Raw genomic sequence first — 12,541 nt, 5'->3', positions numbered from 1 at the left:
GCTGACGACTTTAGTATAGTAAGGAGACAGCTATGAACACAGTAAACAATGGCCGTCCCCCTGAGGCCGTATATATTCATATCCCGTTTTGCACGAACAAGTGCTTTTATTGTGATTTTAATTCCTATGTTCTGAAGGACCAGCCGGTGATGGATTATCTGCATGCCCTGGACCGGGAGATGGAACTGACGGTGAAGAACACCCCTCCGGGTGTTATCAAGACGATCTTTGTCGGCGGCGGAACACCGACGGTGCTGAAGCCGGATGAAATGGCCTATTTTCTGAAGTCAGTACGCAAGCATTTCCCGCAGTGGGATGAGAATATCGAGTTCACGATGGAGGCAAATCCCGGAACTACGGACAAGGATAAGCTAATGGTAATGAAAGAAGGCGGGGTCAACCGGGTCAGCTTTGGTGTCCAGGCTTTCCAGAATGAGCTGCTTAGCGGCATCGGACGGATTCATAATGTGGATGATGTATACCGCAGCCTGGAAAACGCACGCGCGGTCGGACTGGATAATCTCTCTGTTGACCTGATGTTCGGATTGCCGAACCAGACGGTGGATATGCTTAGAGAAAGCATCCGTAAGGCGCTGGAGCTGGACCTGCCCCATTATTCCATCTACAGCCTGAAGGTGGAGGAGAACACGCTGTTCCACACGCTGTTTAACAAGAACAAGCTTCCGCTGCCAAGTGAAGAGGATGAGCTGGAGATGTACCTGCTGCTGATGTCAACGATGGAGGCTGCGGGTTACACACAATATGAGATCAGCAACTTCGCCAAGCCGGGAATGGAAAGCCGCCACAATATTACGTACTGGCGCAATGAAGACTATTACGGCCTGGGCGCGGGGGCGCATGGATATGTGAAACGGCAGCGGCATATGAATATTAAGGGTGTCAATCCGTATATCGAGGCTTCGCGCAGCGGGCTGCCGCGGCTGGATTCCTTCCCGATCTCCGAACAGGAGGCGATGGAGGACTTCATGATGGTCGGTCTGCGCATGCGTGAAGGCGTGTCGGACCGGGCGTTCAAGTCTCAGTTCAGCAAATCGCTGGAGACTGTTTTTGCGGACTCGCTGCATAAAATGCTGTATGCCGGGCTGCTTGAGCAGGATGGGGACGTCTACCGTCTGAGCAAGCAGGGAATCCTGTTCGGGAATGATGTATTTGGTGAATTTGTCGGTGCTTTGACAGAGGTTTAATTTTAAAACACCCCTTGAATTGTAATTCACTCTGTTGTATATTTATTCATATTAACAACGAGGGGTGAGTCAAAGTGCTTGTCAAAACGGAAATGATCCGCCATTCGGTTCCTGCAGGAGACCAGAAGGTGATATGCAGAAATGCTACAGTGGAGGATGTTGAACCGCTGTTTCTAATGATTGAAGAATACGCTCAGAGCGGTATCATGCTGCCCCGTTCCAGGCAAGCGCTGGCCCGCCAGATTGATCAGTTTGTGATCGCTGAAATCGGTGGCACATTTGTCGGCTGCGGATCGCTTTTCAGACTGGGCAATGATCTTGTCGAGGTTCGTTCCCTCGGTCTGCGTGATGAGGGCAAGGGAAAGGGAGTAGGCTCAATGATTCTGGAGAAGCTGACGGAAGAAGCAAGGCGTCAGGGAATTCCGAAGATTATGGCCTTGACCTATGCGGTTGATTTTTTCCTCAGAAACGGCTTCACTGTCGTAGAGAAAGAAATCTTCCCCGAGAAGGTATGGACCGATTGCGTTAACTGCAAGAAGCAGAATGCCTGCGACGAAATCGCCGTGCTTAAGATGCTGAATTAACCGGGCTGCAAGTAGCCTGTAACATAAATATAGAAGCTGATATTAAGTACTCATTCCTGGATTGCACACCTTATGCTGAACTGACTTGACAATGTCAAGGTCAGTTTGGTATTTTTGTATTAGTGGTTAGCACTCATCTGACCAGAGTGCTAACGAATCGGAGCCACAGCCGATAGGAGGGAATTACATGTTAACCGAACGCCAGAGAATGATACTTAACGCTATCGTTGATGATTATATATCTTCCGCTGAGCCAGTGGGCTCGCGCAGCATTTCCAAACGGGGGGATGTAGGCTACAGTCCTGCTACTATCCGCAACGAAATGGCCGACCTGGAGGATTTAGGATATCTCGAGCAGCCCCATACATCGGCAGGAAGAATTCCTTCCCATAAAGGCTACCGCTATTATGTGGATCATTTGGTACCGTGGAATTCCGCCGAGTCGGCAGAAATGGGCACGATCCGCGCTTTCTTCGCAGAGAAGCTGAATGCGACGGAGCAGGTAATCCAACATGCGGCAATGATCCTTTCCAATATGACGAATTATACTTCCATCCTGCTGGGACCGGAGGTTTTTCATACATCATTGCGCCATTTTCAGCTGCTTCCGCTCGATGACAACAACGCCGTGGCGATCATCGTTACAAGCACCGGACAGGTCGAGAACCGAACGGTTCAGATCCCTCCGGAGATTTCCCTCTCCGAAATGGAGAAAGTGGTTAATCTGCTGAACAGCAAGCTGGTGAACGTACCGCTCTACAAGCTGAAGAGCCAGCTCTATTCCGAGCTTGGCGAGGAAATGCAGCGCCACATCTCCCATTATGAAGAATTAATGAAAGTACTGGACACGGCGCTGGAAAGCGATCATGAACAGCGCATTTATCTCAGCGGGGCGACGAATATGCTGACCCAGCCGGAGTTCAAGGACGTTGACAAGGTCAAGAATATTCTGGATTTGCTGGAGGAAACGCCGACCCTGCTCAAAATGCTGGCCCCAGCATCCGGCGGAACCGGTATGCAGGTGCGGATTGGTACCGAGAATAAGCATGAGGCCTTCGCCAATTGCAGTCTGATTACCGCTACTTATTCGCTCGACGGCAAGCCGCTGGGAAGCATTGGCATCCTTGGCCCGACCCGGATGGAATACGCACGAGTAATGGGCATACTGGGGATTCTGTCCCGGGATTTGACAGCAATGCTGGCACACTGGTATAAGTGAACAGAGTGTTAAAGATTAACGTGACTGATTTTAAGGAGGTGAAGACAACTTGAAAGAGGATCAAGTGCAAGATTCAAATGAAATTAAAGATCAGGCTATAAATGAGAACCAGGCAGCCGATGAAGCAGAAGCAGCACAGGAGACCGGTTCGTTTACGGGGGAAGAGACCAGCGGGGAGGCTTCGGGCGGCGGTGAAGCTGCTAAGCGCCTGCAGGAGCTGGCTGAGGAATATCAAGCGCGCACGCTGCGTGTGCAAGCCGATTTTGACAACTTCCGCCGCCGTACGCAGAAGGAGAAGGAAGAGCTGGCGCAATATGCCACTTCCAAGCTGGTCGGTGAACTGCTTCCTGTACTGGATAATTTCGAGCGTGCACTCGCCACGGCTTCGGCAAGTACAGAATCCGAGGCCTTCGGCAAAGGTGTGAACATGATTTTCCGCCAGCTTGAAGGGGTATTGAAGTCCGAAGGACTTACAGCCATGGAAACAGTAGGACAGCCTTTTAACCCTGAATATCATCAGGCCATTATGCAGGTGGAGAGCGACGAGCACGAGGAAGGTATCGTGACGGAGGAGGTCCAAAAGGGCTATCTCCTGAAAGATAAAGTTCTTCGTCCCGCCATGGTCAAAGTCAGCATGTAGTCCTGTCTATATAGCCGGGTATCACCCTGCTGCATGATCATAATAAATAAATAACTATTATAGGAGCTAGGGCTCCATATCATTTTTGAGGAGGCACATTACAGTGAGTAAAGTTATCGGTATTGACCTTGGAACCACCAACTCTTGCGTTGCCGTTATGGAAGGCGGCGAAGCCGTTGTTATTCCGAATCCGGAAGGCGCGCGTACAACCCCTTCGGTTGTAGGCTTCAAGAAAGACGGCGAGCGCATCGTCGGCGAAACAGCGAAACGCCAGGCGATTACGAACCCTGACCGTACAATTGCTTCGATTAAACGCCACATGGGTACGAGCCACAAAGAAAGCATTGACGGCAAAGATTACTCCGCACAAGAGATTTCGGCGATGATTCTTCAGAAGCTGAAATCCGATGCAGAAGCATATCTGGGCCAGACAGTAACCCAAGCGGTTATTACAGTTCCTGCATATTTTAATGACAGTCAGCGTCAGGCTACGAAGGATGCGGGCAAAATCGCCGGTCTGGAAGTGCTGCGTATCGTCAACGAGCCGACAGCAGCGGCGCTTGCTTACGGTCTGGAGAAATCCGAAGACCAAACGATCCTCGTCTATGACCTTGGCGGCGGTACGTTCGACGTATCCATCCTTGAGCTGGGCGATGGCTTCTTCGAAGTAAAAGCAACCAGCGGTGACAACCGTCTCGGCGGTGACGATTTCGACCAATTGGTTATGGATTACCTCGTAGCAGAATTCAAGAAAGAGCAAGGAATTGACCTGAGCAAGGACAAAGCTGCTGTACAACGTCTGAAGGATGCTGCGGAAAAAGCGAAAAAAGAGCTTTCCGGCGTACTGACAACTACAGTATCACTTCCATTCATCACTGTCGTTGACGGAGTGCCTCAGCACTTGGAGATCAACCTGACCCGTGCTAAATTCGATGAGCTGACTGCCAGCCTGGTAGAACGCACACTGGGACCTACCCGTCAAGCGCTGAACGATGCTGGCATGACTCCGGCTGATCTTAACCGTATCGTATTGGTCGGCGGTTCCACACGTATTCCTGCTGTACAGGATGCCATCAAGAAGCTTACCGGCAAAGAGCCGCACAAAGGCGTTAACCCGGATGAAGTAGTAGCCCTCGGCGCTGCTGTTCAAGCTGGCGTATTGACCGGCGACGTGAAAGACGTTGTACTGCTCGACGTAACTCCACTGTCCCTTGGTATTGAAACTGCAGGCGGCGTGTTCACGAAGATGATCGAGCGCAACACTACGATTCCTACAAGTAAATCGCAAGTGTTCTCGACCTTTGCTGATAACCAGCCGAGCGTAGAAATTCACGTCCTGCAAGGCGAACGCCAAATGGCGAACGGCAACAAGACGCTGGGACGCTTTATGCTGAACGAGATTCCACCGGCACCGCGCGGCGTACCGCAAATCGAAGTAACCTTCGATATTGACGCTAACGGTATCGTAAATGTATCCGCAACAGATAAAGGCACGAACAAGAGCCAGAAGATCACGATCACTTCCTCCAGCGGCCTGAGCGACGCGGAAGTTGAACAAATGATGAAGGATGCCGAACTGCACGCTGAGGAAGACCGCAAGCGTAAAGAACTGGTAGAAGCCAAGAACTCCGCTGACCAGCTCGTGTATTCCACAGATAAAGTGATCAAAGACCTCGGCGACAAAGTGGATGCTTCCGAAGTTGAGAAAGCAAACGAAGCCAAGGATAAGCTCAAAGCGGCACTGGAAACTGACAACCTGGAAGAAATCAATGCAGCTACAGAAGCGCTGACAGAGATTGTTCAGCAGTTGTCCGTGAAGTTGTATGAGCAGGCTGCACAGGCTGAACAGGGTGCTGAAGGTGCTCCAGAGGGTGCGAAGAAAGATAATGTTGTTGATGCCGATTACGAGGTTGTTGACGACGAGAAGAATCAAGGGTAACCTTATACGATAAATGTATTTCTGTAAGAAGGGAAGGTCAAAACCGGGGCATCCCGTGTTTTGGCTTTCCTTTTAACATGTTACAGGGATTATGGAAATTGATGTACGGAGGTGAAAGCAGTGGCAGACAAACGCGATTATTATGAGGTTCTGGGCCTCGGTAGAGATGCTTCAGACGAAGAAGTGAAAAAAGCGTACCGCAAGATGGCGCGACAGTATCATCCTGACGTTAACAAAGCCAGTGACGCCGAGGCGAAATTCAAGGAAGTGAAGGAAGCCTATGACGTGCTGAGCGACGGCCAGCAACGGGCGCGTTATGACCAGTATGGTCATATTGATCCTAACCAGGGAATGGGCGGCGGCTTCGGCGGAGGTGGAGATTTCGGCGGACTTGGCGATATCTTTGATATGTTCTTCGGCGGCGGAGGCGGACGGCGTGATCCGAATGCTCCCCAGCGCGGCGGCGATTTGCAATACACGATGACCATTGAATTCAAGGAAGCGGTATTCGGTAAAGAAACCGACATTACCATTCCACGCACAGAGTCCTGTGATACCTGCTTCGGCTCCGGGGCTAAACCCGGTACCAAACCGGAGACCTGTTCCGTATGCCACGGCAGCGGCCAGCAGGAATTCGTGCAGAATACACCGCTTGGACAAATGCGCAACCGCCGTCCCTGCTCCCATTGCAGCGGCACAGGCAAGATCATTAAGGAAAAATGTACTACTTGCGGAGGTCAAGGCAAGGTCAAGAAGCAGCGTAAGATTCATGTGCGCATTCCGGCCGGTGTCGATGACGGCGCACAGCTGCGCATGACCGGAGAAGGCGAAGGCGGCACACGCGGCGGCCCTGCCGGCGATTTGTACATTGTGATCCGCGTGAAGACCCATGATTTCTTCGTGCGTGAGAATGATGACATCATGTGCGAGGTTCCGCTTACGTTCGCTCAGGCAGCGCTTGGCGACGAGATCGAGATTCCTACCTTGACGGAAAAAGTAAAGCTTAAGATTCCTGCCGGAACACAGACCGGCACCTTCTTCCGTCTGAAGGGCAAAGGTGTGCCACGCCTGCGCGGCAACGGAACAGGTGACCAGCATGTCCGTGTCATCGTAGTCACTCCAAGCAAACTAAGTGAAGAGCAGAAGGATCTGCTCCGCCAGTTCGCTTCTTACAATGGAGAGAACACACATGAGCAGGAGCAATCCTTCTTTGACCGTGTGAAACGTGCATTCCGCGGGGACTGATTTATTCACTCATGATAACCTTAATAGCCCCCTGTTTCCGCTGTGCGGAGGTTAGGGGGCTATTTTATTGTAATGAATGGAGTGCTTGAGACTTCACTTGCACAGACAAAAACGGCTGTACCTCCTGAAGTTTCAGGAGGGTGCAGCCGTTTTTTTTTAGTGGATGGTGATCTTAAGAGCGCAGATCCTCAAGCACGCGTTGCAGAATGGATGCTGCTTGCGCGCGGGTCAGGGTACCTTCAGGATTGAAGGTGTTGGCCCCTACTCCTTTCAGGTAGCCCTTGTCTACCGCAAAGGCGATTGCACCCTTGCCGGCGGCTCCAGAGATCTTGCCTGTGTCCTTGAAGGTTAAGGCGGTGCTGGAAGTGCCGTCTGCACCGATGGCCTCTGCAACGATGATTGCAGCCTCCTCACGAGTCAATACCTCACGAGATCCGCTCTCCTTGCTGCGGGACGACCAGGTATCTCCCTTGCCAAGCAAGCGGTCGAAGAGTGTCAACAATTCGGCCCGGCTCAAGGTATCGGATGGCTTGAAACTGCCATCAGTGCCTTTGCCGGCTACGATGCCGTGAGCGGCCAGAATTTCAATATCTTCCTTGGCCCAGTGTGCGCCGATATCTTTGAAGCTTGTATTGTGTACGGCAGCGCTGTAGGTACCATCACCGGTAATAGTAAATTGCAGTACCCCTTCTTTAGGAAGTGTGCCTGCCTGCAGATAAGCCCATTTTCCGTCAGCCTTTTGCTGATAGACCGCTGTCTTGCGGACATCCTTTAGGCCGTCTTTATTGAGGGCAAGCTGTATAATGACAGGTTTTCCGGTAGTCCAGCCATTTTTGAGAATCAGAGTAGCAGAGCTCAGGTCAATGGCTGTGGTGCTTCCCGCCAGGGTACCCGTATCGGCGCCTTCGGCAAGACTAAGGCTCATAGTAAGCCCGCTGCCGGAAATGAAGCCGGGAAGTGTAGGTGCCGGAACGAGCAGTGTAAATCCAGTACCTGCGAGACTTAGCGCTTTGGCTGAAGACTTAAGCTTCTCAGCCTGAGCTGCAGTAAGGGTAAAACTCACTTGACCATATTTCGCAAAATCCACATCGCTGAGATCAAGTGAAACGGCTGTTTCCGATGCGTTTTGCAGGGCGGCAGTCAAAGCTGCCTCGGAAATACTGAGCACAGCCGTTGGCTTGCCGCCCGCAGGATCAGCCTTTTCTACCAGCTGCCCGGACTTAAGCGATGTGCCGGCAGCCGGAGCCGGTGTAGAGGCAGGTGAGCCCGGGTTAGCTGGTGAGCCCGGATTGGTTGGTGTTTCCGGATTGGTTGGTGTCTCTGGATTGGTTGGTGTCTCCGGGTTGGTCGGTGTTTCCGGATCGGTTGGTTTAACCGGATCGTTAACGGTCACCGTCACTGTAGAATAGCTTGACGGAACGTTATCCAGTTTCTTCTCATTCCAGGTAAGCAAATCATTCAGTTCAAAGGAATAGATCCCGGCAGTCTTTGGAGTGAAGGTGAACTGTACCAGTGAGCCGGTACCACTATATGCTCCTCCTTCTAATTGAACTGCATAAGATGTCAACTTCAGTCCGTCGGCAGACGGGGTAGTCGTATCCGTTTGTAATAATGGAACCCCCGGGAACTTTTGCTCCTGGTACGTAGCGAGCTGTACGCTCGGTGTAATTGACGGTGCAGCCAGCTTTTCATCGTAGACGATGTTGACTCCAGCGCCGTTCACACCATAGACCGCATCCGTTGCCGAGAAATACACATCTACCGTAACCGTTTGACCGGTTTCAATGGTCTGTGCTGAGAGTTTAGGAGCAACAAGAACACCGCCATTGGTGTTGTATACCAGATGCTGGCTGTAATCCTCTTCAGCAGCACCATTGCCCAGGGCATCGGTCACATAAACAATGTAATCATTAACGCCTTCACTGACCGGCACATCAATTTCGAAGTAACCGTCAGGCGCGATAACTCCTGGGTAGGCTGATATTTCTCCGTTTTCATCTTCGGCAAGTGCATACACGCTGAAGAGAGAAGACACAGGTCTGGAGGTGGAAATCAGATCGGCCAAAAGGTCGGAGTCAATGGTTGCACTAATATTGGCCACTCTTGCATCATCAGGTGACTCCAGCTCATATTCCCCGACTGCATATCCGGAAGAGAGCGGCTTCTCAGTATCTACTGTGAATGGAATGGCTTGATCGGTAAGCCAAATGTTTCCTTGCAAAACAGGCGTGATATTGTAGTGTCCGTCCGGTAGCACACTTACTTTAGAGGTTGCAGGATCTGTTACCGTTCCGCCCCAATCCAGGAATTCATGCGCTCCCCGGTAGAGGGTCCCTTGGGCGGAATACACATCACCGATTACCGTAGCCGGCGCATCTTGGGCTGTTACGGCAAACCGGATATTCTGCAGATCTTTGTTCACCGAGAAGTAAAAGCCTGTCTTATCGAACAGCCCGTCTCCATTTGGTGAAATTTCGGCATCATCCAGGCTGAGCTGGTTTACTGGATCCAGATTGAATTTGTCGCCTACCAGAACGTTGAGCGGTAGACGCAGAACCTCGGTTCCGGAAGTAAGCTTCAGAATGCCTTCATAGGCTCCGTCCTGTGCTGTTGCGGAAACGCCCAGCACAACGGGAATATAACTGCTGTCTCCGCTTCCGGAGGTAATGACATTAGGTGCTGTGGATACCGAGATGTCACTAGGCTTGTTGGTCAGCCATTCAAGAGAAAGATTATAGCTCTTTCCGCTGTCCTTGAAGTTTTCCACATAGACGGCTTTCGTCACGCTTGCACCTTTCGGCTGCAGGCCGAAGGACAGGGAACCCGCATAGTATGGAATTTCGGCAGAGCCTGGAAGGCCGCTGTAAAAAATCTCTCCTACCTTGGCGATAGAGCCTGCTTCAACTGATTTCACCAGATTGATTAAACCTGCTCCTTGCTGATAGAGGGAATAAGAGCTGCCGCCCCGGGCAAATATAGGATCAGCATTATTCATCAGCAGTGATTTGATCTGGTCCGGTGCAAGATCCGGGTATTTGCCCAATAACAGGGCAACGGCTCCAACCACATGCGGAGTTGCCATACTTGTTCCTTGCTTCAGACCGAAGGCGTTATCATACGTCTCGTCCGTGCTCTCCCAAATAGGTACGGTGGAATTAATACTTACACCGGGAGCAACTACATCCGGCTTCAGCAAATAGTCTGGCAATCCAGGACCGGTAGAGCTGAAATCGGCCAGCTGATTCTTCTCCGCTACGGGAACATAGCTAATTGAATTTCTGCTCGCGTTCAGCTCATCCTTAATCTTTTTGCCGTTCTCCTGATTGATGCCGAAAGTAGGAATATAGTCTCCGGGTGCTCCTAAAGTGGCGTTCAATTCACCGGTGGTATTGTTGGCAATCAATAGTACCTTGGCACCGGCAGCTTTGGCATTCAGCGATTTCGCGCCGAAGTTGATCTGTCCGCGGTCCACTAGTACTGCCTTGCCGGTAACATCGACATTTGCAAAGTCAGCTTCAGTGCCCAGGCCGGCATAAACGATCGTTAAGTCCGAGATGTCTTCAGTCAACTCCGGGGAGTATGTGGAAATCAGGCCAGGGATATCTTTGAGATTACCAATATCAAAGAAAGGAATGGTGACCGGAACAGTGGAGGCGCCGACCGTAAGCGCCAGCTGTGCGCCGCCAGGGGAGCCGAGTGTCGATTCGTCCGGACCGGCATTACCGGCAGCAATTATGACATCTACACCGGATTTCACGGCATTGTCAATCGCAATCGAATCGGCGGAGTAACTTTGGTTCATGCTTGAGCCCAGTGAAAGGTTGATGACATCCGCACCGTCCTGAACGGCGCGTTCGATGCCGGTGATGACATCTGCTGTTGTGCCGCTGCCATATGGACCAAGCACACGATACACATATAAATCCGCTTCAGGCGCTATATCAAGAATGGTGCCCGATACATGTGTGCCATGCGAGGTATCATAAGAGCTGGTGCCCTTGGGCGGTTTGGTGGGATCAGGCTCTGTTTCGTATGGATCGTTATCCTTATCCACCGCATCATAGCCGCCCTTATAATTATCCTTCAGGAGCGGGTGCTTATAATCAATACCGGTATCAACAACGGCAACCTGAATGCCTTTGCCGGTGTAACCCAGCTCATGAAGCTTATCTGCTCCAATCAGTTCTCCGGTATCAGAGTAGCTGCGAGTTGCCGGAAGAGTGGCAGAGTCAGTGCTGTCTGCAAGCGCGTGGACTTCATCATTCGGATAGATAGCCGCCACTCCAGGCAGCTTGAGCAGTTTGTCGACCTGATTTCCCGGCAAAGTCACTGCATATCCGTTAAATATGTCGCTGTATTCATTTTCAATAGCAGCTCCGAGCTGTCTCGCTGCAGTTTTGAATGAGTTGTGTTCGGTAAGAATTTTGCTTCGTTGAGAGGTGGAGGAACGCGCAGCCGAGGTTTTGGCTTCACTTTCGTATACATTGACCGGCTTATGGGTCAGTTCAACAATCACTGTAACAGGAGCTGATCCGGCATTTACTCCCGCATAATTTTGCGGGATCACCTTCCGGGCCTGTTCTAGGGTTGTTTGGGCAGATAGCCCTGAGGATGACTCAAGGGATGAGTTCGCAAAGGCGGAAACAGGAAACAATAGAGAAGCGGCCAAGCTGAAACTTGCTGCGCCAATACCAAATCTTTGAATAGAATGCCTAAATGGTTGTTTCAAAATAGCTTCATCCTCCCAAACATAAATTTAACTGCCGTGTGATTGCTGTCCTCCTTCTAAAAAATGGAATATAAATGAAAATTACATTTATTCTACAGGTTTAATCCGAAATAGAATATAGCACTTTTGAACCATATTATGGTGAAGTTAACAGCGCATTTAAATTCCAGCCGGATAGTAGAATTAATAACAGCAGAAGCATAAAATAGGCTTGCCTGAGACAACCTAACCAAGCATCCAGAGTTATAAATTAAAGGCGAGAGCAGGGATATAATGTCGGAGAGATCTATATTAGCCTACTTCAAGGCTCCTGAGGAAGCCGAGGGCGTCTCCCGCAAGCTTCAGGCGCTGCGCGTCAGCGAGCTGTCCATTGACCGTTTCAGCAGATTTGGCGGAAATGGGTTGCAGGCAGGTGTGAATCCGGTGACCGGCAATCTGGCAAGTATGGATTCCATGACCTCTGTCAGCCCGCATGCAGGTATTTTGTCTGCAGCGCATACAAGCGGCAGCGGCATGAGTCACGGCGGTGACGGCGGACCGACAGGCCGGAATATTTTGCTGACAGTTATCGTGGACGAGAATTCCTATAATCAGGCATTGACCATAATTGAAGAGGCCGGCGGAATGGTCTAAGTCTTGACACATCAATACAAATCAGGAGGATGGACAACCAATGGATAGAGAAAACTCAAAGATCTTCTCTAAAACAGACAAGCAGAAGATGCTCTTCGAAGCTAAATTTGAGGATGTGGAGTTCTCGGCGGCGGAAGCGGATCAGGATGATCTGGAGGCGCTTGAGCGGTCACAGGAAGCCGATAAACGTCAGCTGCACGAAATTTTGAAGAAGGAATAGCTGACAGGGGTGCAGTACCGGCTTATTAAATGAAGCGAAATGAAAGGCCAAACTGTTCCATTCGTATGCCCCACCAGTGTGGGGCATTTTTGCGTGAAACAGCAGCTTTCCGGAATCCCCCGGTTAA

The 12,541-nt window shown here is 50.9% G+C and carries 9 protein-coding genes; 8 read left to right on the top strand and 1 reads right to left on the bottom strand.

Annotated features, from left to right (window positions below; genetic code table 11):
* Nucleotides 1-32: 32 nt before the first annotated feature.
* The 6 genes from hemW to dnaJ all read left to right on the top strand — a co-directional run bounded on the left by hemW (nt 33) and on the right by dnaJ (nt 6,832).
* The gene (gene hemW, locus NST99_RS26240; RefSeq protein ID WP_341095593.1) at nt 33-1,205 is read left to right on the top strand and encodes a radical SAM family heme chaperone HemW; all 1,173 of its coding nucleotides are present in this window, start codon (nt 33-35) and stop codon (nt 1,203-1,205) included.
* Nucleotides 1,206-1,297: 92 nt separating this feature from the next.
* Nucleotides 1,298-1,789 carry an N-acetyltransferase gene (locus NST99_RS26235; RefSeq protein ID WP_052092669.1) on the top strand — a complete coding sequence of 164 codons (492 nt, stop codon included), beginning with the start codon at nt 1,298-1,300 and terminating at the stop codon, nt 1,787-1,789.
* 187 nt (nt 1,790-1,976) lie between these two features.
* Nucleotides 1,977-3,008: a heat-inducible transcriptional repressor HrcA gene (hrcA, locus tag NST99_RS26230; protein WP_341095591.1), complete on the top strand. Its 1,032-nt coding sequence runs from the start codon at nt 1,977-1,979 to the stop codon at nt 3,006-3,008.
* A 49-nt stretch (nt 3,009-3,057) separates the two neighbouring features.
* On the top strand, nt 3,058-3,648 hold the full coding sequence (grpE, locus tag NST99_RS26225; RefSeq protein WP_341095589.1) for a nucleotide exchange factor GrpE: 591 nt from the start codon (nt 3,058-3,060) through the stop codon (nt 3,646-3,648).
* Between the two features lie 103 nt (nt 3,649-3,751).
* Complete coding sequence (gene dnaK, locus NST99_RS26220; protein WP_341095587.1) at nt 3,752-5,587, top strand: molecular chaperone DnaK; 1,836 nt, start codon at nt 3,752-3,754, stop codon at nt 5,585-5,587.
* A 120-nt stretch (nt 5,588-5,707) separates the two neighbouring features.
* Nucleotides 5,708-6,832, top strand: coding sequence for a molecular chaperone DnaJ (gene dnaJ, locus NST99_RS26215; protein ID WP_038595483.1), 1,125 nt, complete (start codon nt 5,708-5,710; stop codon nt 6,830-6,832).
* A 172-nt stretch (nt 6,833-7,004) separates the two neighbouring features.
* Here dnaJ and NST99_RS26210 read toward each other — a convergent pair whose 3' ends face one another.
* The gene (locus tag NST99_RS26210; protein WP_341095585.1) at nt 7,005-11,399 is read right to left on the bottom strand and encodes a S8 family serine peptidase; all 4,395 of its coding nucleotides are present in this window, start codon (nt 11,397-11,399) and stop codon (nt 7,005-7,007) included.
* A 435-nt stretch (nt 11,400-11,834) separates the two neighbouring features.
* On the opposite strand from NST99_RS26210, the gene NST99_RS26205 reads away from it, so the two are divergent.
* Nucleotides 11,835-12,194, top strand: coding sequence for a hypothetical protein (locus NST99_RS26205; protein ID WP_341095583.1), 360 nt, complete (start codon nt 11,835-11,837; stop codon nt 12,192-12,194).
* Nucleotides 12,195-12,234: 40 nt separating this feature from the next.
* The gene (locus NST99_RS26200) at nt 12,235-12,414 is read left to right on the top strand and encodes a YfhD family protein (RefSeq protein WP_341095580.1); all 180 of its coding nucleotides are present in this window, start codon (nt 12,235-12,237) and stop codon (nt 12,412-12,414) included.
* Nucleotides 12,415-12,541 lie beyond the last annotated feature (127 nt).

This window comes from Paenibacillus sp. FSL L8-0470, from assembly GCF_038008625.1.
Lineage (GTDB): Bacteria > Bacillota > Bacilli > Paenibacillales > Paenibacillaceae > Paenibacillus_AQ.
This window is presented reverse-complemented; position numbering and strand designations above follow the sequence as displayed.

Coding starts and splice junctions, on each gene's coding strand:
- hemW (WP_341095593.1), top strand. CDS start 33: ATGAACACAGTAAACAATGGCCGTCCCCCTGAGGCCGTATATATTCAT.
- NST99_RS26235 (WP_052092669.1), top strand. CDS start 1,298: ATGATCCGCCATTCGGTTCCTGCAGGAGACCAGAAGGTGATATGCAGA.
- hrcA (WP_341095591.1), top strand. CDS start 1,977: ATGTTAACCGAACGCCAGAGAATGATACTTAACGCTATCGTTGATGAT.
- NST99_RS26205 (WP_341095583.1), top strand. CDS start 11,835: ATGTCGGAGAGATCTATATTAGCCTACTTCAAGGCTCCTGAGGAAGCC.
- NST99_RS26200 (WP_341095580.1), top strand. CDS start 12,235: ATGGATAGAGAAAACTCAAAGATCTTCTCTAAAACAGACAAGCAGAAG.